Below are 24,210 nucleotides of genomic sequence, written 5' to 3'. Positions count from 1 at the left end.
TTTAGTTGATTCCCAGTTTTGCCTTTACCAAAGGATTGGCATCCACTGCTACCGGGTTCACAAAAGCAATTCCCGGATTGGCAAGGTCGTAGATAACCGTGAAATTATGTTCGACACCTACCTGACGGATGGCATCGGAAATTTGTTTCTTTAACGGTTCAAGCATAGCTTTTTCCTGCTGCTCGATGTCTTTTTGAGCCAATTGCATAAACTGTTGCATCTTGTTTTCCAGTTCAGTCAACTCCTGCATCCTGCGTAATTTGATGTTTTCGGCCAATGAACCCTGATAGGTGATGTAATCTGAATATTTTTTGTTGTATTCGTTTTGCATCAGCTCGAGTTCTTTTTTATAGTTTTCACTCAATGCTACGAGTTTTTGTGTGGCTTCTTCCTTTGCCGGGAAAGCACTCAGAAGATCGGTTGTATTCACATAAGCAACCGCTACCTGTGGATTTTGGGCCGAAAGGGTGGCGCTCAGTATTAAAAATAGAACACCCAAGCTTATCAACTTTGTTTTGTTCATAATAATCCTATTTTAGATGTAAATAAATTTTGTTTTATACCGTAACCTGAGTTGGCAATTGTAATTTCCTCCTTGTGTGTTTTAGCCGCACCCCGCTTCCGGCGGGATGCGGCTAAGTAAAGGAATTAAAATTACAATGTCAACTGGTTATAAAGTCTTTTTTACTTCTATCTGTTCGTAAGATTCAATGATGTCGCCCACTTTTATGTCGTTGAAGTTTTTGATACTGATACCGCATTCGTACCCGGACGCAACTTCCCTGACATCTTCTTTGAATCGTTTCAGTGAATCCAATTCGCCGGTAAAGATAACAATTCCGTCCCGAATAAGACGAATTTTATGGGTACGTTTTATTTTTCCGTCCCGCACCATTGAACCGGCTACAGTACCTACTTTAGTGATTTTAAAGACATCAAGCACCTCTACGTTTGCTGTAATTTCTTCTTTAATATCGGGGGAAAGCATACCTTCCATGGCGGCCTTGACCTCTTCGATTGCGTCGTAGATAATGGAGTACAAACGGATATCGATACCTTGTTTCTCCGCTTCACGCCTTGCTCCCAAAGAAGGACGGACCTGGAATCCAATAATAACTCCGTCTGATGCTGCCGCGAGGGTAACGTCCGATTCAGAGATTTGGCCTACAGCTTTGTGAATCACGTTAACCTGAATTTCTTCGGTAGACAAGCGGATGAGCGAATCTGAAAGTGCTTCTACCGAACCGTCCACATCACCTTTTACAATGATGTTCAGCTGCTGGAAGTTTCCGATAGCTATCCTGCGGCCGATGTCATCCAGGGTAAGCATTTTCTGCGTACGCAGCGATTGTTCGCGCTGTAACTGTTCACGGCGTGCGGCAACGTTGCGCGCATCCTGGTCGCTCTCCATGACGTTGAACGTATCTCCGGCCTGCGGTGCGCCGTTCAGCCCGAGCACCAGCGCCGGCTCTGACGGCCCTGCTTCGTTGATTTTCTGGTTCCGCTCGTTGAACATCGCTTTTACGCGTCCGTAGTATGATCCGGCCAATAACACATCGCCTTGCTTGAGCGTTCCGTTTTCAACCAAGACAGTTGCCACGTAGCCCCGGCCTTTGTCGAGTGACGATTCCACAATGGAGCCCGATGCTTTCCGGTTGGGGTTTGCTTTAAGTTCCAACAAGTCTGCTTCGAGCAGCACTTTTTCGAGCAATTCGTTGATGCCTGTTCCTTTTTTGGCAGAGATGTCTTGTGACTGGTATTTTCCGCCCCAATCTTCTACCAGGTAATTCATCTCAGCCAGTCGCTCTTTTATTTTTTCAGGATTTGCTCCCGGCTTATCCACTTTATTGATGGCAAAAACAATGGGGACACCTGCGGCCCCGGCGTGGTTAATGGCCTCAACGGTTTGGGGCATCACATTGTCGTCGGCAGCTACAATGATGATAGCTACGTCCGTTACTTTAGCCCCGCGGGCACGCATAGCGGTAAATGCCTCGTGGCCGGGAGTATCCAGGAACGTGATTTTTCTGCCGTCAGGCAGTTTCACGTTGTACGCGCCAATATGCTGGGTGATTCCTCCGGCTTCCCCTTCAATAACGTTGGTGTTGCGGATGCTGTCGAGCAGGGATGTCTTGCCGTGGTCAACATGTCCCATAACGGTAACGATTGGCGGGCGTGGTAGCAAATCTTCGAGATTATCCTCTTCTTCAGCTATGGCTTCGATAACGTCAGCGCTCACGAATTTGGTTTTGTAGCCGAATTCATCGGCAACAATATTGATTGTTTCTGCATCCAGGCGTTGGTTGATAGCCACCATAACGCCCAGGTTCATGCAGGTAGCGATAACGCTGGTAACGGGGACGTCCATCATGTTTGCCAGGTCATTTGCCGTAACAAACTCGGTAAGCTGCAATATCTTGCTTTCGCGTTCCTGTTGTTTGATTTCTTCGCGTTGTCGCTGAGAAACGGCCTCCCGTTTTTCGCGGCGATACCTTGCTCCGCCTTTTCCCCCGCGTTTTTCGGTCAACCGGGCAAGTGTTTCCTTTATTTGTTTTTGAACGTCTTCTTCGCTTACTTCGGCTTTTATCGGTTTTCGGAGAACTTTTTTATCCCGACGGGTGCTTTCTCCGTGAGCTCCGGCTTTTTCTATATTGACTTTGCCTTTATCTATGCGTTTGCGTTTTTTCTTTTTACTGTCTTCCTCCGCTGTATTGATTACCGCCCCTTTCTTCTTTTCTTTTTCTTCGATCGATTCTTTTTTCAGGCTTTTTACGGCTTCTTCTTTCGCTTTCTTGGCATTTTGCTCTTTTTCACGCTCCAGGCGTTCTTTCTTGCGTTGTGCCCTTGATTTCCGGGGTGGACGGGTCCTGTCGTTTATAGACTCCAGATCGATGGAGCCTTTCACCACGATATTGGGTTCTTTCAGTTCTTTACGTATCCGAAATATTTCGTCCGGGCCCTTCTCCTTCTCGTGCAGAGTTATATCTTCTTCTGCTTCTGTCTCTTGTTCCTGGGGGGAGTAGTCTTCCCGTTCCTTATTTGCCGTTTCATTCACCACTTCTTCCGGGGTTTCTTCGGCTTCAGATGAAGGGGCCTCCGTTACAACAGGTGCTTCATCGTGGGGGACTTCAATTTCCTTCGGCTCCACCGGTTTCGGTGTAACTGTTTCAACCTCTTCAACTTTTTGTACAGGCTCTTCCGGTTTTACTTCTTTTACCTCAACTTCAACCTCAACTTCAACTTCAACCTCAACTTCTTCTTGTTTAGCTTCGGTTTCTTTTTTCAGTTTCTTGTGCTCGTCTAAATCGATGCTTCCTACGACATTGAATTTTGGTTTCAAGTCATCCGGGATTTCAGCTTTTATGGTCTCTTTTTCTATTTTCTTCTTGGGTTTTTCCTCTATTTCGTACCCTTCGATGGCAATTGTTTCCCGTTTATCATCCTTCCGGTGCATCCTTTCGAGATTTTCAATGGCCTCTTTTTTAATTTTCTTGTCTTTGCTGAATTCGGCCACCAACAAATTATACTGTTCTTCCTCAATCTTTGTATTAGGATTTGCTTCAACAGTAATTCCTTTCTTGTGCAAAAATTCAACCAACGTGTTGATCCCTACATTTAAATTCCTAGCAACTTTACTTAATCTTTCAGCCATATAGTTGAGTTTGTCCTTTCTTAATTTATTGGTTTTGTGAACAGTTTAACAGTCTTAAATCTCCGGCTCTTCGTCGGTAGTATCTTCATCTTCAAATTCGTAACGAAGAATCTTCAATACCTCGTCCACGGTGTTCTCTTCCAGGTCGGCTTCCTTGATGAGCCTTTCACGCGGCATTGCCAACACGTTTTTGGCCGTTGAGCAACCGATTCGTTTGAGCTGATCGATTACCCATCCGTCAATTTCATCGCGGAATTCGTCCAGGTAGATATCCTCTTCGTCGAAATCATCGATTTCCCTGAAAACTTCTATGTTGTATCCTGTCAGCATAGATGCCAGTTTAATATTTGCCCCGCCTTTACCGATTGCCAGTGAAACTTCATCGGGATAGAGAAATACCTCGGCACGGCGTTCTTCTTCCTTAACGGAGATAGAGTTGATCTTTGCAGGGCTAAGTGCTCGCTGAATAAACAGATTGGTGTTGTTCGTATAGTTGATAACATCAATATTCTCGTTGCGAAGCTCACGTACAATTCCGTGAATACGGAACCCTTTCATCCCCACACAGGCTCCAACCGGATCAATGCGGTCGTCGTAGGCCTCAACAGCCACTTTGGCCCGTTCTCCCGGGATACGGGCAATACCTTTGATGGTGATAAGTCCGTCGTTAATCTCAGGAATTTCCATTTCGAACAATCTTTCGAGAAATATGGGCGATGTACGCGAAAGGATAATCTTCGGGTTGTTATTCTTATTTTCAACCCGGGCAACTATAGCGCGAACATGTTCTCCCTTACGGAAAAAATCGCTGGGGATCTGTTCGGTTTTGGGCAGAATAAGTTCGTTATGCTCGTCGTCGAGAAGGAGCAGTTCTTTTTTCCAGACCTGATAAACTTCACCCGATACGATCTCTCCTACCTTTTCTTTGTATTTGTTGTAAAGATTGTCTTTTTCGAGTTCAAGGATTTTTGAAGCCAGGGTTTGACGAAGATTTAATATGGTTCTTCGGCCAAAGTCTTCCAGTTGAAGTTCGTCGGTAACCTCTTCACCCACTTCAAAATCTTCATCGATTTTGTGCGCTTCGGTCAGGCTGATTTCCATGTTGGGATTCTGGAGCTCGTTGTCTTCAACGATAACCCGGTTGCGCCATATCTCCAGGTCTCCCTTGTCGGGATTGATGATGATGTCAAAATTTTCATCCGTACCCACCGATTTGGCAATCACGCTTCTGAATGACTCTTCTAGCACACTTATCATGGTGGCTTTGTCAATATTCTTCAGTTCGTTGAATTCTGAAAATGTATCTATCAGGCTGATTGTTTCCTTCTTTTTGCCCATATTCTATAATTTTTTGTTTTGGGTTTCGAGTTTTTTATTCCTGCTTCTGATTTCTAACTTCTTTTTGTTGTAAGAAACAGTCGCTAAAACTTAATGATGTATTTTGTGTATTTTACTTCGTCGTAAGGGAAGATCAGTTCTTCTTTTATCTCAGTTTTTCGCTTTGCTCCTTCCGGCTTGACCATTCTGGCGACCTCAACGGAGAAGTTCTTCTCTGTTGAGGATTTTAGGGTTCCCTTGAGTTTTTCACCTTTCCGGGTAAGCACTTCAATCTCTTTTCCTTCGTATTTTTTATATTGACGAGGGGTTTTAAACGGAGATGTCAATCCGGCAGAAGTAACTGTCAACTCGAAATCTTCAACGTCTCGGTCGAGTTTCGATTCGAGGTAGCGGCTCAGTTTTACACAGTCGTCTATGTTAACACCGTTATCGTTATCGATTTCGACGGTTATCGTGCCGCCGGCGGCAACAATAACATCGACAAGGTAGTCGGAAGAGTCTTTTAAAAACTCTTCAGCCATTGCTTTTATCTCGTTTTTCTCCATCATGTGCACATGCAAACAAACAAAAAAGGAGCATTCCAGTGCTCCCCTCGTCATTTACCGGTACAAAGATATTATTTTCTAATGGATTGACAAAATGTTTGGGTTTTTTTCTGTTGTCGATCGGATTAATTCAAAGATGCTCATATGTAGATGTTGTGTGAGAAATAAAACAAAAACGGATAGTTAAACGTTAATTAAAAGATTTAAAAAACTTCTAAAAAGATAAAACCTGCCAGCATAAGGACGGTTAAAAGGGATGCAGGCGGCCTGGAAAATTGGCGCGGTTTTTGAGGGAATTTAGGAGTGTTAATGCGCCAGGTCTCCTGGAAGATATAAACAGAACTAAAATAAATTACAAACGATGAAGTATTTAACGTACATTTTAGTATTAGCCGTTATGGGAGTTGCTCTTTCGAGTTGTGGTTACAATACGATGGTAAGCAAACAGGAAGGCGTTAATTCACAATGGGCAAATGTGGAGAACGCATATCAGCGCCGTGCCGATCTAATCCCCAACCTGGTGGCAACTGTTAAAGGGTATGCCGAGCACGAGCAGGAAACTTTTACACAAGTAACGGAAGCCCGCGCTAAAGCAACGCAGATGACAGTTGATCCAGAAAGTTTGACCGAAGAAAGTATTCAGCAGTACCAGCAAGCTCAAAGCCAGCTAGGTTCTGCTATCGGACGATTGCTACTTATTCAGGAAAATTATCCCGAACTGAAGGCAAATCAAAACTTCTTGGCTCTTCAGGACGAATTGGCAGGTACCGAAAACCGCATCTCGGTGGAGAGAAACAAGTTTAATCAAACGGCTCAGGATTTTAATGCTTATATCCGTCAGTTCCCGCGTGTTATTTATGCCGGATGGTTTGGTTTCAAGCCAAAAGGGTATTTCCAGTCTTCTCCCGGAGCGGAAACGGCTCCCCAGGTTCAGTTTTAAACGCCTTGCCCCGATTATGTTAACTCCGGAAGAATTAAACAGGGTGGTTGAATCCATTCGGGCCGCAGAGGGCAGGACTTCTGCAGAGATTAGAGTCTGCATTGCGAAAAAATGTAAGGAGAATCCCCTGGATGCCGCTTACAAGAAGTTCAAACAGCTAAAAATGGATACTACCGCATTGCGTAATTCGGTGTTGATTTATGTAGCCCCCGACAATCACAAGGCTGCCGTTGTAGGTGACTCAGGAATAGATGAGGCAGCTCAGGAAGGCTTCTGGGATTCGGTGCTTGAAGAGATGTTTTCTTTTTTTAAAAACGGACGTATTTGCGAGGGGATCTGTCGGGGTGTGGGTAAAGTTGGAGAGTTGGTAAATTCCCGTTATCCGGTTTCGGAGAACGATGTAAATGAATTGTGCGACGATGTTATATGGGATGAAGAGTAGGCTTGCCTTTATTGTATTGTTTTTTTTACTGTCCTTGGGAATTTCGGCACAGGATGTTCCTGATCCGATTTATCCGTACCGCCTGGTAAATGATTTTGCCAACATTTTTTCTGCTGCCGAAAAACAGGCGTTGGAACAGCGGTTACTAACATACAACGATTCTACATCCACTCAGATTTACGTGGTGGCTGTGAACGATCTGGGCGGATACCCGGCATCGGATTACGCATTTGTACTGGGTGAAAAGTGGGGTATCGGGCAAAAGGGTAAAGATAACGGGTTGCTGATCCTCATAAAACCTAAAACCGCTGATAGCAGGGGGCAGGCGTTTATTGCCACCGGTTATGGGCTGGAGGGTTCCATCAACGATGCTTTCGCCGGTAGGATTGTACGCAACAACATGATTCCCTATTTTCAGGAGAACGACTATTTTGGAGGAGTAAACGCCGCAGTTGATGCAATTATCGCCCGGTTGTCGGGGGAATTTGATGCAGATGCCGGTGAACCTGAAGGGGTTCCTATTTGGGCAATTGTTTTGCTTTTTGTCGTTGTTTTTATCTTGTTTTCTCTTTTCTCCCGGGGTGGGGATCAGCACATAGACGGTGACGGACATCACAGGGCCGGTGGAGGCCCTCTGTTTTTTCCACCGTTTTCAGGAGGCCGAAGTTCCGGTTGGGGCGGTGGCTTCGGTGGCGGTGGCTTTGGTGGCGGTGGCGGCGGAAGTTTCGGTGGTGGTGGAGCAGGAGGAAGCTGGTGATGAAGAAACTCATAACCGTTCTTGGTCCTACGGCCAGTGGAAAAACTACGTTTGCAGCTCATCTCGCCTCACGGCTCGACGGCGAAATTATCAGTGCTGATTCGCGTCAGGTATACCGCGGAATGGATATAGGTACGGGAAAAGACTTGGCTGATTACCGGATTGGAGACAATCCGGTCCCTTACCACCTTATCGACATTCGTGATGCGGGCGACAAGTACACGTTGTTCAATTACCAGCACGATTTCCATAAGGTTTACAGCGATGTTTTATCGCGCAACAAGACAGCGATACTGTGCGGAGGTACCGGGCTTTATATTGAATCTGTCCTGAAAGGGTACCGCCTGCCCGATGTTCCCGAGAATGCCGTCCTGAGGAAAAGGCTGGAAACTAAATCGCTGGATGAACTTACGCGGATTCTCTCTTCATACAAACCGCTTCACAATACCACCGATACCGACACAAAAAAACGGGCAATCCGCGCTATAGAAATTGCGGATTTCCAATGTAAACATCCGGCTTCGGAACTTGATTACCCTCCAGTTGAGAGTGTTATCATCGGGCTGGACATCGACCGGGAATCCCGAAGGCAAAAAATATCTTCACGCCTGAAAAAAAGGTTGGATGAAGGAATGGTTGCAGAGGTACAGTCCCTGCTCAATAAGGGTGTTTCTCCCGATGATCTTATTTATTACGGACTTGAATACAAGTTTGTAACGCTGTACGTAACTGGTAAAATTAATTTCGAGGAGATGTTCTCGGAACTCGAAATAGCCATTCATCAGTTTGCCAAGCGTCAGATGACCTGGTTCCGCGGTATGGAGAGGCGTGGTTTTACCATTCATTGGCTGGATTTTTTGCTGCCGGTGGATGAAAAAATCGAAAAAGCGCTTGTCCTTATCCGGAATTCCTGAATTTAAACCGTGTAAATTCCCGAAATATCGGCAAAAAAATGTATTTTTGCCGGCACCATTTTTTACATTCTATAAAATAAAAATCGATGATCAAAGGTCAATTTCCCGTCGAAAAATTTCATTCTTTGGAAACGCCATTCTATTATTACGACATGGATTTGCTGCGTCAAACACTTGACGCGGTAAAAAAGGAGGTCGAAGGCAAGAATTACATTGTTCATTACGCATTGAAAGCAAACGCCAATCCGAGGATATTGCGCGAAATAGCGTCTTATGGTTTTGGAGCGGATTGTGTGAGCGGAAACGAAATACTTAAAGCCCTGGATTGCGGATTTCCCGCGTCGAAAATAGCTTTTGCCGGAGTAGGGAAAACCGACAAAGAGATCAAGATCGGGTTGGATAATGGTATTTTTTGCTTTAATGTGGAGTCATTGCCTGAAATGGAGGCCATCGATCGGCTGGCTTCTGAAACAGGAAATGTGGCTCCTGTTGCGCTGCGAATCAACCCGAATGTGGATGCTCACACACACCGGTATATCACCACCGGACTGGAAGAAAATAAGTTTGGGCTTAACGAACCGGATTTACCGAAGGCTATTGATTTGATCGAGAAAAGCAAGCATTTGAAGTTGATCGGGATGCATTTTCACATCGGTTCGCAGATTACGGATTTATCGTCGTTTGAGGATTTGTGTGTGAAAGCCGTTGAATTACAGAACTGGTTTTCTCAGCGGGGTATTTCTTTCGAAGTTCTTAACGTAGGGGGTGGTTTGGGAATTAATTACCATCATCCCAATCATTGTCCTGTTGCTGATTTTGAAGCTTATTTCAGATTGTTTGCCAAGTACTTGAAACTTCAGGAAAATCAAACACTTCATTTTGAGTTGGGGCGATCTTTCGTCGCACCGTGTGGGTCTCTTATCGCGAGGACCACATACGTGAAAGAGGGTACCACCAAAAAGTTTCTGATCACGGATGCCGGAATGTCCGATTTGATCCGCCCTGCCCTCTATCAGGCATTCCATCATATCGAAAACATCAGTTCAGACAAAGAGTACGAAACTTACGATGTTGTCGGCCCCGTTTGTGAGTCGAGTGATGTTTTTGGGGAGGCTGTGTTGTTGAATCATTCCCGGCGGGGAGATTTTATCGCTATCCGTTCTGCCGGTGCTTACGGAGAGACGATGGCGTCGATGTACAATTGCCGCGCATTGCCCCGGTCTTATTTTTCTGACTCGTTGTAATTATGGATTTACCGTACATTTTTAATTTCAATTTTCCACTTCCCTTTTGGATTATTTCGGGAGCTGTTTTGCTTTTTTTTAGTATTCAATTGGTTTACTATTTGTTGGTTTACAGAAAACCGTATGTTTACGAACAGAAAAGGAACAAATCTCTGCCGCTTTCAGAAAATCTACCTTCCGTTTCGGTGGTTATTGCTTCAAAAAATGAATCTGAAAATTTGGAGAAATACCTTCCGGCTATACTGGAACAGGATTATCCTGATTTTGAGGTAATCGTGGTAAACATGGGGTCGACGGATGAGACGGATGTATTGCTCAAAGGCCTTAATCAAAAATACCCCCATCTTTACCATACCTATGTGCCGGCTGAAGCAGAGGATGTGAACGGGAAGAAACTTGCATTGACCTTAGGGATCAAGGCGGCAAAAAACGATATCTTATTGTTTACGGAAGCTTACTGTGTGCCGGCTTCGGATCATTGGATCCGGGAGTTTGGCCGTGAATTCTCTAAAGGTAGGGATATTGTATTGGGGTTTTGTAAATTACAGGTTGGGAAGAAGGTTGCAATGAGAAAGTTCATACTTTACGACAACCTGATCCACGGGTTGAAGTATTTGTCGCTCGCTGTTCTCGGAAAGCCATTTATGGGGATCGGCAGGAACCTGGCTTACAGAAAGGAAATATTCTTCGAGGAGAAAGGATTCTCGTCGGTTTTGAACATCGACGAGGGTGAAGATGACTTGTTCATTAATAAGATAGCCGGGAAGAAGAGTGTAGGGGTGGTGGTATCGCCGGAAAGCATGACGCAAAGTGATGTAGTGAACAATTTTTTTACCTGGAGGGCTTTGAAGTCCAAGTATTTGTACACCAAACAGTTTTATAAAGGAGTATCGTCTTTAGTTTTTGGTTTCGAAACATTTTCGAAATACTTGTTCTATCTCTCTGTTGTTTCAGGAATTACGTACGGAATGGTCTTTGGTAATTACCCGCTCATCGTTTTAAGTGTCTTTTTCCTGATTGTCAGGTTTGTGGTTCAGTTATACGTAATCGGTAAAAGCAGCCGGCTCTTTAATGCCGGAAAATACCATGTCAACCTATTCTTTTTTGATCTTTTTCAACCTTTCAATAACTTCAAATTCAGGAAATACGCCAACAAAAGGAACCGATTGAGAAAATAAGAGATGCTGTGACTTTCAGACGATTTTCTGCCAATCTGACATTTAAAAGTTTTGAAATTGTTTTTTTTTACGGTTAAAGCGGGTTAATCGATTCTTCTTTTAGTTAAAAGTGTCAAAAAAGAATCTTTGAGTTAAACTCTTGTACGCTTTTTGTTTCTACATTTGTGTAAGTGTTAAAATTCAAACTTAATAAATAAGAATATGAATACTGGAAACGTAAAAAACATGGTGACAATTGTTATTGTCGCTATACTCAGTTCGGTAATTACTCTTTTTGGGTACAATACTGTTACGAAAAATAATTCGAAAGGAATTTTAAATTCTTCCGGGAGTGTCAGACAAAGTGAATACGCTGATTCTTTTGATCAGGACAAAAACGTGAGATTGGCTAATTTGACTACCCAGCAAGGGTATCCAGATTTTACAGAAGCCGCTGCCAAGTCGGTGAATGGAGTTGTCCACGTAAAGGTGAAATCCGTCAGCCAACAGCAATATATGAATCCGTTTGATTTTTTCTTCGGTTTTGGAGAAAGAAATACCCAACCCCGTGAACAAATCGGATTCGGGTCGGGGGTTATTATTTCAAAGGACGGATATATAATCACCAATAACCATGTGGTTGAAGGAGCAACCGAAGTAACGGTTTCTCTCAACGACAACAGGGAGATGACGGCCAAAGTTATCGGTGCGGATCCGCAGACAGATATTGCCTTAATAAAAATAGAAGGGGATGATTTCCCTTATCTCACTTTCGGAAATTCCGACGCTTTAGAAGTGGGAGAGTGGGTTCTTGCCGTTGGAAATCCGTTTAACCTGACTTCTACTGTAACCGCAGGGATCGTTAGTGCTAAAAATAGGGGAAATATTGTTGGTGGAAATTTGAATATCCAATCTTTTATCCAGGTTGATGCTGCCGTAAACAGAGGTAACAGTGGGGGAGCATTGGTCAACACCCGAGGTGAATTGGTGGGAATAAATACAGCCATCTTCTCTCAATCGGGTGATTTTAATGGCTTGGCTTTTGCCGTACCTATCTCTATTGCAGGGAAAGTGGCGGCAGACTTGAAGCAATTCGGAACCGTGCAGAGAGCCGTGCTGGGAATACAAGTGCCGAACATTGAAATGGTCAGACGCCAGGATCCTGACAAAGCCAGTGAACTTTCCCAGATTGTAGGAGTTTTGGTGGAAGATTTTGGTGACAGAAGTGCTGCTAAAGCCGCTGGCCTGGAAAAAGGGGATATCATTAAAGCGATTAACAACGTGCAAATTCGTAATTTTGCAGGATTGCAGGACCAGTTGAGCAGGTATCGTCCCGGAGACAAGGTAAAGGTAACTGTCGACAGAAATGGTAAAGAGCATTCGTATACTGTTGAATTGAAAAACGATGCCGGAAATACGGAAATTCAAAGAAGTTCGGACAGTATGAGTTTGTTGGGTGCTACTTTCAGCGACATCCCCAACAGCAGAAAACAACAGCTTGGGATTAACAGCGGTGTCGAGGTGTCGAGCGTGGATAACAGCGGTTTATTCAGGAAAGAAGGAATAAACAAAGGATTTATAATCATGCGGGTAAATAATACCCCTGTAAACAGCGGAGACGAAATTGCTAAAATTGTTTCATCGGTGAGCAGAAGCAGCCAGGACAAAGTTATATTGATTGCCGGTTTTTACCCGAACGGAAGAACTCAATACATTGCGATAGACTTATCGCAAGGCCTAAAATAGGAGGTTGTGTTAATTTAGGTTAATTGACTGTTTTTTTTGTAACAAAAACATACCGAAGTGTGTTTGTATAGCAAAGGGTTTGGAGTATCCAAATCCTTCGCTGTTAAAAGCAAACGATATAAAGATGGATTAAAATTCTCTTATTGCAAAAAAAAACAGTATCTTTGCACCCCCGTTTTAAAAGTAGAAAGGATAAAATATAATAAATGAGACAATTAAAGATTACAAAATCGATCACAAATCGTGAAAGCGCTTCTTTGGACAAATACCTTCAGGAGATAGGCCGCGAAGACCTGATAACAGTGGAGGAAGAAGTGGAATTGGCTCAGGCAATTAAAAAAGGTGACAGGAAAGCTCTTGAAAAATTGACCCGGGCTAATTTGCGGTTTGTCGTGTCTGTGGCAAAACAATACCAAAACCAGGGGCTTAGCCTTCCCGACCTGATTAACGAGGGGAACCTCGGGTTGATAAAAGCTGCCGAGAAATTCGATGAAACCCGGGGATTTAAATTCATCAGTTACGCGGTGTGGTGGATCCGTCAATCTATCCTGCAGGCGTTGGCCGAGCAATCGAGAATCGTTCGTCTGCCGCTTAATCAGGTGGGGTCTTTGAACAAAATCAGCAAGGCTTTCCAGAAATTTGAACAGGAGAACGAGCGGCGTCCTTCTGCTGAAGAACTGGCCTTGGAGCTTGACCTTTCGGTTGATAAGGTGACGGATTCGCTGAAGGTTTCCGGAAGGCATATATCGATGGACGCTCCTTTTGTTGAGGGTGAGGACAATAGTCTACTGGATGTCCTCGTAAACGACGATGCGCCCATTGCAGACAGGACACTGATTAACGAATCGTTGCAAAAAGAGATTGATCGTGCTCTGGCCACCCTTACCGACCGTGAAAGCGACATCATCAAGATGTTTTTTGGCATAGGTTGTCAGGAGATGACACTGGAGGAGATTGGAGATAAATTTCAACTTACCCGCGAACGTGTGCGCCAGATAAAGGAAAAGGCCATAAGAAGGCTTCGTCAGGATTCGAGGAGTAAACTGTTAAAAAGCTATTTGGGCTGATAGAACCGTCTATATAATGAAAAATGTGGAAAAATACCCTAAATCAGGTCATTTTTATCATTTTTCCTTAAAAAAACGATTGTGTTTTGGAAATTAGATTTATCTTTGCGATGATTTCGCTTAAGAAAAGCTAATTTTATTAGTTTTTTATTCTTTTGCGAACATTTTAAAAATACAAATGTTATAAAACATAGATCATACTCAGCAGTATTAACTATAGACATTAATTATCGAGTTATTGTAATAAAACAAATTTTAATTAGAATTTAAATTTATGAAAAAGTTTAGTTTACTTTTAATTACGGCTCTTTTTGCATTCGGCATGAGTGCACAAGAAGTACAAAACGTTTCCAACGGTACGGTGTACCTGAAGGATAAAGCTAGTGACCATTGGTATATTGGTCTTGGTGGTGGAACAAACCTCTATCTTACTAAAGCAGAGAACGATGCAGATGCAAGTTTTGGCGATCGTTTAGGATGGATGGGACAACTTGAAGTTGGAAGATGGAATTCTCCGGTATGGGGTACCCGCCTGGTTATTGACGGCGGTCATATTAAACACGTAGCTAACGTACCTTTCGGACCTGAACAAAATTGGTTGGGCGGTCATCTTGATATAATGTGGAGCATGACCAATGCTTTGGGTGGTTACAATGCTGATAGAGTATGGAACCTTGCTCCCTATCTTGGTATTGGTTACATGTATGGATTGGATGAAGATTGGAAGAAACCGAATCCAAACGGTGAAACATTAAAATTCCAAAATCAATCCCTTACTTACAACGTTGGTTTGATCAACAACTTCCAGATTTCAAGAAGCGTGGCTTTATTCCTCGAATTGGGATGGAGAGTAATGCAGGAATCTTTTGACGGAAGCCCAACAAGCGGAGATTACGACTACGACAGCATGCTTACCGGAACCGCAGGAATCAAATTCGGCCTTGGTAAACAAGATTTCACTCCTGCTGAGTTGATGGATTACAACCTGATCAACGATTTGAACAGCCAGATCAACAGACTTCGCGCAGAAAACGAAGAACTCAGAAAAAGACCGGAATCTTGCCCGGATTGTCCTGAAGTTGCTCCTGCAGTTACTGAAAGTGTTTACGTTCCTAACGTAGTATTCTTCCGCATCGACTCCTACAAGATTGATAAAGGCCAGCAAGTTAGCGTTTACAACACTGCTGAATACTTGAAAGCTAATCCTAACGCAACCGTTAAGATCGTTGCTTACGCCGACAGACAAACAGGTACACCTGCTTACAACCTGGCTCTTTCTGAAAAACGTGCTAAAGCCGTTGCTGACGCATTGACTTCGGAATACGGAATTGACAGCAGCCGCATCTCTGTTGACTGGAAAGGTGATGCTGAACAGCCTTACGCAGAAAACGACTGGAACCGCGTAGCTATCTTCTTTGCTGAATAATTCAGAAAGCCAAGATATACTAAAAAAAGCATCTCGTTTGAGATGCTTTTTTTATTGTAATATGCTGAGCCGGGACCCGGTTTACGCCGGACATCCGGCTTTTCTTCTTTATGAAAACGCTCTCCCTACTTTGTATTTCCGATATTTATTTCTCAATTTAAAAAAACAGATCTTTTAGTGAGCATATGTTCAAAACTATTATTATCTTTACATCTGATAAATTTATAAATAAGGAGCTGAAAAGCTTGATAAGTAAGTTTAAAACACGTAAAAAAAACTGATGTCATGCCAAAAATGGACGGTAGCGGTCCTGTCGGACAAGGCTGTGGAACAGGACGAAAATTAGGTAATTGTAGTTCGCTTTCACCTGAAGAAAAAGCGAAAGGGTTGGGGCTTGGAATGGGGAAGCGCCGCAAGGCAGGCGGAGGAGACGGTAATAGAAAACGTCACCAGGAAGGAAATCAATTTTAAAAAAGAAAATTAATATGTCGCGTCCCAAACAAAACCGAAAAATATCCAATCCTCCCCTGATGCAGGGATTTAAGCCGTTTGGCATCCCTCGGAAAATGTTGAAGGAGGTTACTTTATTGTATGATGAATATGAGGCCATCCGTTTGGTAGACTACGAAGGCTTGCATCAGGAACAGGCAGCGAGGCAGATGAACGTATCCCGGCCTACCTTGACGCGTATTTACGAACAGGCCCGTAAGACTCTTGCTCAGGCTTTGGTGGAAGGGAACATGGTCAATATTGAGGGTGGCAATGTGCAGTTCGATAGGGAATGGTTTCGCTGTAGACGTTGTTACAAGTTGATCGGAGGGAGAGAGAATCATGTTCGTTGCAAGGATTGCAAAATATATGGAAACGACGAGTTAATGCCAATAAATGCAGACGGGAAATGAAAATTGCGGTGTTGTCTGATAATCGGGCTGAGGGTGGGTCGCTGGAACCGGAACACGGGCTTTCCCTCTATCTGGAAACTGCGCAATTCAGCTGTTTGCTAGATGTGGGTGCTTCTGACCGATTTATAAGGAACGCTGAAAAGATGAATATTGATATCCGTGCAGTAGATTTTGTATTTATCTCTCACGGGCATATGGATCATATCGGCGGTTTGCCTGCCTTCCTGGAGTTTAACCAAACGGCGCCTGTTTATCTCTCAGAAAACCTGTTGAGTCAAATCTATTACTCCGAAAGAAACGGATTTCACCGGATAAGCCTCGATGTGGATCTTACACCTTATGAAGACCGTTTTGTCAATGTTGGGCCAGGAATTGTTTTCAGTCATGAGCTTACCTTGTCTATGGCCTCTTCCCGTCAGTATCCCCGTCCCAAAGCGAATCAGGACTTGTACAAGGATGCCGGAGAGGGAATTGTTCCGGACGATTTCAACCATGAGATCATTTTTGCTTTTGGTTCGGAGCAACTGTTTGTCTATAGCGGTTGCGCACATAGGGGGCTCTTGAATATCCTGGATTCCGTCAGGTTGTCCACCGGGAAAAAAGTGGGAACACTGATGGGCGGCTTTCATCTGCTCGATAGTGAAAAAGGACGGCTGTATGAATCTCCGGATGAAATAGATTCAATTGCTTTAGCGCTTAAAACGAATTATCCGGAGACCAGCTTCATTACAGGACATTGTACTGGAGAAAAGGTTTATGAACGGCTCCGGAATAAATTGGGAAATCAACTGAACCGTTTTTACACCGGATACACAACAATAATTGAATAAAAAAAACTGAAGCATGAAAATTGCATTACCTACAAAAGAGAACAATCAAATCGATGCGCATTTCGGGCATTGTGAATTTTACACCATCTATACGGTTTCTGAAAACAACGAAATAACAGATAAACAAATACTTCGTTCACCAGCCGGTTGTGGTTGTAAGTCGAATATTGCTTTTGATCTGTCCCAAATGGATGTAAAGATGATGCTTGCCGGCGGGCTATATGCCATTGTTTGTGCTGCAGGATCCTGTGGAGTAGCCCAAGAGCGTATGGGGCTGGTTTATTTTTCAATTTCTTCCATGTCGTGTAAATGCAGGTTTAGCGACCGCATCGAAATTTGTATCTCGCGTACGCATATGGCTAAAGAAACTATAAGCAGGATCAATGCAATGCCAAAGATGTAGCCGGCTGCATTATACATTTTTATATAAATGAAGAACATGCTTACCACACACAACAAAAGGCTCATTATTCCGTAAACCTGCATGCTCTGGATGAGGTTTAGCCTTTTTCGTAAATTGGCAATTTGCGGAAGCGCTACTGAACTTTTATCTTCGATCACTTTCTCTTTCAGGTTTCTCACCAGTTGTGCATAAGACAAGAACCGGTTAGTGTAGGCAAGCATCAGTAAGGATATAGCCGAAAACAACAGCGACGGCGTAGTTAAACTTAATTGTTCCATCTTGTTTATAATTGGATTGTTTTATTCTTTTACGTATATACGCTTTACACGGGGAGAAATGGAAGTCAGGATTTCGTAAGGGATGGTGTCTATGCTTTCGGCTACCTCCAATACCGGCAGGTTTTCACCGAAGACGATCACCGGATCACCTTCCTTCGCATCGATGCCGGTAATGTCAATCATACAGAGGTCCATGCAGACATTTCCCACGATGGGGGCATATTTGCCGTTTATCCATACTTTTCCTTTCCTGTTCCCTGATTTTCTGTCCAGCCCGTCGGCATAGCCAATTCGGATAGTGGCTATTTTCGCATCGCGGTTTAGGGCCTCTTTCCTTCCGTAGCCTACCGTCTCGTGGTTTGGGATCTCCTGGATCTGCAGAATGGTAGTTTTGAGTGTGGAGACGTTCTTCAGCCCGTTTAATCCGCTTGCGCTCACTCCGTATAATCCTATTCCCAGGCGAACCATATCCCATTGTGCGTTGATAAATCGTTCAATGCCTGCGGAATTTAGGATGTGTTTCCAGACAGGATATCCCAGTTTCTCCCCAATTTCCCGGTGGGCGACATCAATAATATCGATCTGTTCCTGTGTAAAGCTGTCGAACATCCAGCTTTCACTAGCAGCGAGGTGGGAGAAAACCGACTTCACCTTTAATCCTTTTTGTGATTTTAACCTTTCCAGGAGTTCCGGTATCTGAGCGGGAAGGAATCCCAACCGGTGCATGCCGGTGTCAATCTTCAGGTGAATGGGATAGTTGGTTATGCCGCGTCTTTCGGCTTCCCGGATAAATGCATCCAATATCCTGAAATTATACACTTCGGGTTCCAGATCTTTCGAAAACAACTCCTCAAATCCGTTAACTTCCGGGTTCAACACAATTATCGGAGTGGAAATGCCTTCCTTTCTCAACTCAATTCCTTCCTCCGCAACGGCGACGGCAAAATATGCGCAACGGTGATATTGAAGCGTCTTGGCAATTTCCACGGCGCCGGCTCCATAGCCGTTGGCTTTCACCATGCAGATGAGTTTCGTTTGCGGGGATATTCTCGATTTATAGAAGTTGAAGTTATGAACGAGGGCATCCAGGTCGACCTCCAGTACGGTTTCGTGAATCCGTTGTTCCAGAAGCTCGTTGATCTGCTCGAAATGATATCTCCGGGCGCCTTTCAACAGAATCAGCTCGTTTTCGAATTCTTTCCATGTATTGGACCGGATGAAATCTTCGGTAGAGCGGAAAAAGTGTTTCTCCCGGACAGTGAATACCTCACTGTTCTCACAAATATCGTGTCCGATCCCGATAAGCTTTTCGATCCCGCTTTGCTGCACCAGTTCTGCTACATGTTTGTATAGCGATTTCGGCAATAACCCCGTTTGCAGGATATCGGAGATAATCAGCGTTTTTTTCAACGATTGTTCTACTTTTCGCTGTTGCTGGAAATCGAGCGCGATCTTTATGGAATTAATGTCTGAATTGTATGTGTCGTTGATGATGGTGCAGTTGTTTTTTCCTTGACGTACGTCCAGGCGCATCGCTACAGGCTCCAGTTTCATCATGCGTTCTGAGATTGTCCCGGGCTTAACGTTTAAGTAAAGCATAACGGCCAGGCAGCTGATGGCGTTCTCAATGGATGCCTCATCTGTAAATGGTATGGAGACGGAGTACTCGAAGTTGAGGAACGAGTAGTGAATGGTGGTTTTGTTTCCGTTTTTTTCCGTTTTACGGATGTAAAGCGGGGCATCGGGGTCTTTTCGAGACCAACAAAACGATTTTTGCGACAATACCATCCTGTCGGCTGATTGATTAATGATCTTGTTGTCCTCTTCGTAAATAAACACGTTGCTGTTAACGAAAAGTTCCATTTTCTCCATGCACTTCTGTTGCTGCGAGGAGAAATTTTCCTGATGTGCTTCCCCCAGCTTCGTGAAAACACCGATCGTGGGGCGGATAACCGGTTCCAGATACTTCATCTCATCGGGTTGGGAGATCCCGGCTTCGAATATGGCTAAGGTGGTGTTTTCGGTCATTTCCCAGACGGACAACGGAACGCCGGTTTGGGAGTTGTAGCTCCGGGGTGAGCGGGTGATGTTGTAGTCTTCCTCCAGAAGCTGGTACAGCCACTCTTTGACAATGGTTTTTCCGTTGCTTCCGGTTATCCCGATGACGGGGATACTGAACTGTTTCCGGTGATAGGCCGCTAGTTTCTGCAGTGCGTGAAGCGTGTTGATAACTTTCAGGAAGTTGACATCCGTAAAGGATTTCCATTCCGGAAAAAGCTTGGTCACCACGAAGTTCCTTACGCCCGATCCGTATAAATCGGAAATGAATTTGTGCGCATCGTTTTGTTTGGTTTCGATGGCGAAGAACAGTGTTTCCTGCGGAGAGCTTAGTTTTCGGCTGTCGGTAAGCAACAGCGATATTTCACCCTCGGCAATATTTTGATTCTTTATGCCCAGTATAGAGGCTATTTTAAGGATGGAATACTTCATTGTTTTATTTTTTTTGTTAATTCTTCCGTTTCCCGGCGACAATCTATTCGGGGGTGATTTTGCCGGAACAGAATCAGTTTTTGTAACGTTTGCTTTAAAAATCGACGGTAGTTTTCGGTTGATTCATTCAACGGTACGTGGTTTAGAGAGCGGCTTATCTGATTCCATTCTGAGATGGCGTCTTGGGTTTCTCTCCGGAAAAAGGTTTTGCAAAAGCGCTCCCATATGTAATCGGTGGCAACACCAGATGGATGCATCATGTCCTCTGCAAAGAAACGGTAGTCACGCAGTTCGTCCAATAAAATCTCATAGGCCGGAAAGTAAGTGAGTGCGGATGTAAACATTTCCTGCAATTCGTCTATTGCCAGATGAAGGATGGATTTGCTGATCTGATTTTCGTGGGCACCGTCTTTCCAGTGCCGGATGGGTGAAACGGTAAAAATAAATCTTGCAGCAGGATTAAGTGCCGAGATGGTGTTGATGACGCCGCTCCATTCCTTTACGATTGCTTCGACCGTTAATCGTTCCCTTATAAAGGTGTCCGGTGGAAATTTGTGGCAATTGGCCACGACTTCTCCTGTCGATTTCAGTTTGTAAACGTAAGCCGTGCCAAAAGTGATGAAGAATACATCTGTCCGGGGAATAAATGCTGCTGCTTCGGCAAACATCCGGGAAATGTTTTCCATGCACTTGTTTTTGTCAGGATGGGAAAACCGGCCATGATGCATGAAACTTTGGTAAACGCCGTTGTGGAAAATAAGGTCGGTTCCGCTGAAATTCCGGTTGGAAAGCAATCGATTTACAACTGCCGCAACGGAGAACGGATTGTACACGATCCCGAAAGGGTTCACATTTGCCTGAAACTTGTATTCCAGCAGTTTGGAACCCATGTTCTCCGAAAAACAAGAGCCGAACAGCATTATCCCTGTGGAATGATCAATCCGGAAAGTTGATTCCGGAATAATTACCGGTGTCCTGAAATCCATCGCAAATAAATTCTTGTACAAAAATAGCGATTAACCTTCCAACTTCGAAATCTGAATGATTATAATTTGTGAAAAGGGGAAATGAAATGGCTATAAAAAAGGAAAGGTTGTCTCACGACAACCAATCTTCATTGTTAACCTTAAATCTAATACCATGAAAAACACAGTGCAAATATAAAGGCTTTTTTTACACTAAAAAAATATTTCAGGGGAAAAATCGCTCTATTTTGCATCAATTAACCTAAAAATGCTGTTTTGAATGAATAATAAGTGTTTTTTCACACTTTATTCTACGAATAAAACCAATCCTTTCAGGTATTCACCCTCGGGGTGATAAATGTTAATGGGATGATCGGCCGGTTGGGTAAGTTGGTGCAGAATGCTGACCTTCCTTCCCGAAATAGCGGCTGCACTGAAAACTGCCAGGCGGAACTGTTCTTTGTTAATGGCCTGGGAACAGGAGAAGGTGAACAGGATTCCTTCCTGTTTTATTTTCTCCAATGCTGCCAGGTTGAGTCTTTTGTACCCTTGCAGGGCATTGCTGATGGCTCCTCGGTGCTTGGCAAATGCCGGCGGATCAAGAACAATCAGGTCGTAAGCATTCGCTGTAGATGCCTTCAGGAATTTAAACGCATCTTCCGAGAAAGAGGTGTGTCGGGGTTCTTCTCCGAAGTTGAGCCTTATATTCTCGTCGGTAAGTGATACGGCTTTGGCAGAACTGTCGACGGAATGAACCGACCGGGCCCCTCCGCGCAGCGCGTATACAGAGAATCCTCCAGTATAGCAAAACATGTTCAGTACGTCTTTACCGGCAGCATACTTTTCGAGCAACCGGCGATTTTCACGTTGATCAATAAAGAAGCCGGTTTTCTGCCCGCGCAGCCAATCGATATTGAATCTCAATCCGTTTTCCAGGGCGACGGGGTCTACGTTTTGCCCGCCCAGCAGGTAATCGTTGTCGGCTTCAATGCCTGCTTTAAAGGGAAGTGTCCCTTCTGATTTATAAAAAATATTTTCAAGGTTATCTTTTCCCAGTACACGCTGTAATGCGTCAACGATTTTTTCTTTATCGCCATCCATTCCTACAGAATGTGCCTGGACTACCGCCGTTTTTCCGTACATGTCGATAATAAGTCCCGGTAAATGGTCTCCTTCGCCATGAATCAACCGGAAGGTGTTGTTGCCAGCGTGCAACAATCCAATCTTCATGCGCATCCGGTATGCGGAAGAAATGCGACGCGCGTAGAAATCCTCATTTATAGTTTCGTCTGTAAAGGACAATATGCGGACGGAAATGCTGCCGACCTGGTAGTGCCCTACACCCAGGAATTCTCCACTGGCAGAAAAAACCCGTACAATGTCTCCTTCCTGAATGCCTTGCCCAGTTTTGGCGATGGCGCCGGAAAAGACCCAGGGATGAAACCGCTTGAGTGATTCTTCTTTTCTGGGGCGCAGGATGATCTGATTTGTTTTATTCGCTCCCATTGCTGATCAGGTGGTTGTAAATACGTAGGCAGGCCCATGCATCCATAGCTGCGTAATTTTTTTGAGCTTCGCTCAGGACGCTGGCTTCCCAATTGGAGAGGCGTTGATTTTTAGAAATCTTTTTCCCAAAAAGGATAGCATAGATCCGTTGCAAACCGTTGTCGTCAATGTCGTATTCATCAACAAAAGACTGCAGGTCGATAAAGTTTTGCGGTTTTTTGTCGGAGCGTTTTCGGATGGCGGCAAAATCGTCACGAAGTGAAAGTCCTATTTTCTTGATGTCCGGGTTGCAGATGATTTCGTCCAGTTCATCGGGATATCCGATTTTGTTTAACCGGAAGAGATAACATACCTCCATGGTGGAAAGCTGCATCAGCGCCACTTTGTGAGTCTGTCCCCGTTTAAATGCCGGTTTGGTTTCCGTGTCAAACCCTAATCGGGAATGTTTCATCAGGTCAGCCACCGCTTTCTCTACTTCACTTTCGTGATCTACAACTATTGTCTTTCCAGCAAAAACCTCTGACGGAAGTTCTGCTACTGCTTCTTTTGAAATGGTTAATCCCACAAATCCTCCTCGTTTAAATCGGTTTCCAGTAGATTGTCTTTCTCTTCGCTGTGGTAAAGTACGGAGTGTAACGGTCTCAATACATTGATCAGTTTTTGTCCCCAGTATGCCTGAAAGTTTTGTTGGCAAATGAGAAGTGCGTCATTCATCTGATCGGTCAAGCCATATTGATAAACCGAAACAAAATTCCTTACATCCTGATAGATGTCGGCGATATTTTCCGAAACAAATGCTGAAACCGGACGTTCGCTGTATTTCATATCCTCAACAAAAACATCCAGATAAACATCCTCCTCGCCCATGATGGATGAAACAGTGGCCGATACTCGGGTATAATCCTCTTCTTTGACAAACGTTTCGGGAGATTCATCGTTTATTTCCACAGTTTGAGGCAGGAGCGACGCCTTGATGTACATCAGGGGCAGGAGCTTGAGCATCTTGTCGATCCACTTTTCCCGCGAGGCAATTTCTTCCTTTTCCAGAAAGGCGCAAAATTCTACGGCGACCGTCACGAAATCAATTACGGTAGATGAGTAAACTATATTGTCGGATTCTTTATTCAACATTTTATTACCAATTGTACTGCAAAAGTACTCATTTATTTTCAGACAACGATGAGGGTAATGCTCAATTCAATAGAGATTAAGCGTATTCACTATAGATTTAAGAACTATATTTTGCAGATTCAATAAATTTTCTAAAATCTATTCTTTTGAACGTCAATTATCGACGATTTTTTAGGACCTGTCTACCGGTTTTGTTGTTAGACAGGTCCTTATTGTTCGCCCAGCACGAACATTCTCTAATCGGTGCAAGTCCGTAACACACCCGATAGCGGGAAGTGTATAGCCAAGAGCAAGGGTGTCCATCGCGAGGTGGAATCTGAAGGAAGCTGACGGCCGAGGTCATCGTACCCGAGAATTAATCTGCTCATCGTGGGGAAGGACTGAACCAGAGTCAATTGAACAGTAAATGAATGTTACCCTATGAAGGAACGAATGCAGAAAATATCGATTTTAAGCGATTGATACGATGCAGAAGCA

At 44.0% G+C, this 24,210-nt stretch carries 23 protein-coding genes and 1 pseudogene; 13 read left to right on the top strand and 11 right to left on the bottom strand.

The window, feature by feature from the left end:
- Position 1 precedes the first annotated feature (1 nt).
- The 4 genes from AACM02_RS14635 to rimP form a co-directional block, all read right to left on the bottom strand.
- Positions 2 to 523 carry an OmpH family outer membrane protein gene (locus AACM02_RS14635; RefSeq protein ID WP_214062259.1) on the bottom strand — a complete coding sequence of 174 codons (522 nt, stop codon included), beginning with the start codon at positions 521 to 523 and terminating at the stop codon, positions 2 to 4.
- 147 nt (positions 524 to 670) lie between these two features.
- Positions 671 to 3,652 carry a translation initiation factor IF-2 gene (gene infB / locus AACM02_RS14630; protein WP_339117387.1) on the bottom strand — a complete coding sequence of 994 codons (2,982 nt, stop codon included), beginning with the start codon at positions 3,650 to 3,652 and terminating at the stop codon, positions 671 to 673.
- Between the two features lie 54 nt (positions 3,653 to 3,706).
- A complete protein-coding gene (gene nusA, locus AACM02_RS14625) occupies positions 3,707 to 4,990 on the bottom strand; it encodes a transcription termination factor NusA (RefSeq protein ID WP_332457021.1) in 1,284 nt (427 codons plus the stop codon).
- Positions 4,991 to 5,073: 83 nt separating this feature from the next.
- Complete coding sequence (gene rimP / locus AACM02_RS14620) at positions 5,074 to 5,538, bottom strand: ribosome assembly cofactor RimP (RefSeq protein ID WP_214063347.1); 465 nt, start codon at positions 5,536 to 5,538, stop codon at positions 5,074 to 5,076.
- 358 nt (positions 5,539 to 5,896) lie between these two features.
- Here rimP and AACM02_RS14615 point away from each other — a divergent pair, with 358 nt between their 5' ends.
- The 13 genes and pseudogenes from AACM02_RS14615 to AACM02_RS14555 all read left to right on the top strand — a co-directional run.
- Positions 5,897 to 6,475: a LemA family protein gene (locus tag AACM02_RS14615; protein WP_332457022.1), complete on the top strand. Its 579-nt coding sequence runs from the start codon at positions 5,897 to 5,899 to the stop codon at positions 6,473 to 6,475.
- Positions 6,476 to 6,491: 16 nt separating this feature from the next.
- A complete protein-coding gene (locus AACM02_RS14610; RefSeq protein ID WP_214063345.1) occupies positions 6,492 to 6,917 on the top strand; it encodes a TPM domain-containing protein in 426 nt (141 codons plus the stop codon).
- Positions 6,907 to 7,674 carry a TPM domain-containing protein gene (locus tag AACM02_RS14605; protein WP_339117386.1) on the top strand — a complete coding sequence of 256 codons (768 nt, stop codon included), beginning with the start codon at positions 6,907 to 6,909 and terminating at the stop codon, positions 7,672 to 7,674. The genes AACM02_RS14610 and AACM02_RS14605 overlap by 11 nt, the downstream gene beginning before the upstream one ends.
- Complete coding sequence (miaA, locus tag AACM02_RS14600; protein ID WP_339117385.1) at positions 7,674 to 8,588, top strand: tRNA (adenosine(37)-N6)-dimethylallyltransferase MiaA; 915 nt, start codon at positions 7,674 to 7,676, stop codon at positions 8,586 to 8,588. The genes AACM02_RS14605 and miaA overlap by 1 nt, the downstream gene beginning before the upstream one ends.
- An 86-nt stretch (positions 8,589 to 8,674) precedes the next feature.
- The gene (gene lysA / locus AACM02_RS14595) at positions 8,675 to 9,832 is read left to right on the top strand and encodes a diaminopimelate decarboxylase (protein WP_339117384.1); all 1,158 of its coding nucleotides are present in this window, start codon (positions 8,675 to 8,677) and stop codon (positions 9,830 to 9,832) included.
- A 2-nt stretch (positions 9,833 to 9,834) separates the two neighbouring features.
- Complete coding sequence (locus AACM02_RS14590) at positions 9,835 to 11,010, top strand: glycosyltransferase (protein ID WP_339117383.1); 1,176 nt, start codon at positions 9,835 to 9,837, stop codon at positions 11,008 to 11,010.
- A 201-nt stretch (positions 11,011 to 11,211) separates the two neighbouring features.
- Complete coding sequence (locus AACM02_RS14585) at positions 11,212 to 12,735, top strand: Do family serine endopeptidase (RefSeq protein WP_214063808.1); 1,524 nt, start codon at positions 11,212 to 11,214, stop codon at positions 12,733 to 12,735.
- 206 nt (positions 12,736 to 12,941) lie between these two features.
- A complete protein-coding gene (locus AACM02_RS14580) occupies positions 12,942 to 13,802 on the top strand; it encodes an RNA polymerase sigma factor RpoD/SigA (RefSeq protein WP_332457028.1) in 861 nt (286 codons plus the stop codon).
- A gap of 274 nt (positions 13,803 to 14,076) precedes the next feature.
- A complete protein-coding gene (locus AACM02_RS14575) occupies positions 14,077 to 15,228 on the top strand; it encodes an OmpA family protein (protein ID WP_339117382.1) in 1,152 nt (383 codons plus the stop codon).
- A gap of 285 nt (positions 15,229 to 15,513) precedes the next feature.
- Positions 15,514 to 15,699 (top strand): DUF5320 domain-containing protein, encoded by a 186-nt coding sequence (locus AACM02_RS14570; protein ID WP_332457030.1) that lies wholly within the window; start codon positions 15,514 to 15,516, stop codon positions 15,697 to 15,699.
- A gap of 14 nt (positions 15,700 to 15,713) precedes the next feature.
- Complete coding sequence (locus tag AACM02_RS14565; protein ID WP_332457031.1) at positions 15,714 to 16,130, top strand: DUF134 domain-containing protein; 417 nt, start codon at positions 15,714 to 15,716, stop codon at positions 16,128 to 16,130.
- Complete coding sequence (locus AACM02_RS14560) at positions 16,127 to 16,960, top strand: MBL fold metallo-hydrolase (RefSeq protein ID WP_339117381.1); 834 nt, start codon at positions 16,127 to 16,129, stop codon at positions 16,958 to 16,960. Before AACM02_RS14565 ends, AACM02_RS14560 begins: the two co-directional genes overlap by 4 nt.
- Positions 16,961 to 16,973: 13 nt before the next feature.
- Positions 16,974 to 17,165: pseudogene (locus AACM02_RS14555) on the top strand (NifB/NifX family molybdenum-iron cluster-binding protein); the annotation flags it as partial.
- A 74-nt stretch (positions 17,166 to 17,239) separates the two neighbouring features.
- Here AACM02_RS14555 and AACM02_RS14550 read toward each other — a convergent pair.
- The 7 genes from AACM02_RS14550 to AACM02_RS14520 all read right to left on the bottom strand — a co-directional run bounded on the left by AACM02_RS14550 (position 17,240) and on the right by AACM02_RS14520 (position 24,101).
- Complete coding sequence (locus AACM02_RS14550) at positions 17,240 to 17,641, bottom strand: DUF2721 domain-containing protein (protein ID WP_214062045.1); 402 nt, start codon at positions 17,639 to 17,641, stop codon at positions 17,240 to 17,242.
- Between the two features lie 21 nt (positions 17,642 to 17,662).
- The gene (locus AACM02_RS14545; protein ID WP_339117380.1) at positions 17,663 to 20,131 is read right to left on the bottom strand and encodes a bifunctional UDP-N-acetylmuramoyl-tripeptide:D-alanyl-D-alanine ligase/alanine racemase; all 2,469 of its coding nucleotides are present in this window, start codon (positions 20,129 to 20,131) and stop codon (positions 17,663 to 17,665) included.
- Positions 20,128 to 21,117: a GSCFA domain-containing protein gene (locus tag AACM02_RS14540; protein ID WP_339117379.1), complete on the bottom strand. Its 990-nt coding sequence runs from the start codon at positions 21,115 to 21,117 to the stop codon at positions 20,128 to 20,130. The genes AACM02_RS14545 and AACM02_RS14540 overlap by 4 nt, the downstream gene beginning before the upstream one ends.
- A 285-nt stretch (positions 21,118 to 21,402) precedes the next feature.
- A complete protein-coding gene (locus AACM02_RS14535) occupies positions 21,403 to 22,602 on the bottom strand; it encodes a class I SAM-dependent rRNA methyltransferase (RefSeq protein ID WP_332457035.1) in 1,200 nt (399 codons plus the stop codon).
- Positions 22,589 to 23,167, bottom strand: coding sequence for a 3'-5' exonuclease (locus AACM02_RS14530; RefSeq protein ID WP_332457036.1), 579 nt, complete (start codon positions 23,165 to 23,167; stop codon positions 22,589 to 22,591). The genes AACM02_RS14535 and AACM02_RS14530 overlap by 14 nt, the downstream gene beginning before the upstream one ends.
- Entirely contained in the window at positions 23,158 to 23,733 is a 576-nt protein-coding gene (locus AACM02_RS14525) for a DUF5063 domain-containing protein (protein ID WP_332457037.1), read from the bottom strand. The genes AACM02_RS14530 and AACM02_RS14525 overlap by 10 nt, the downstream gene beginning before the upstream one ends.
- A gap of 236 nt (positions 23,734 to 23,969) precedes the next feature.
- The gene (locus tag AACM02_RS14520; protein WP_339117378.1) at positions 23,970 to 24,101 is read right to left on the bottom strand and encodes a hypothetical protein; all 132 of its coding nucleotides are present in this window, start codon (positions 24,099 to 24,101) and stop codon (positions 23,970 to 23,972) included.
- Between the last annotated feature and the right edge of the window lie 109 nt (positions 24,102 to 24,210).

It is taken from the genome of Petrimonas sp. (genome assembly GCF_963921705.1).
Taxonomy (GTDB): domain Bacteria; phylum Bacteroidota; class Bacteroidia; order Bacteroidales; family Dysgonomonadaceae; genus Petrimonas; species Petrimonas sulfuriphila.
Note: the sequence above shows the minus strand (reverse complement) of the source record. Positions and strands in the feature narration are given on the sequence as shown.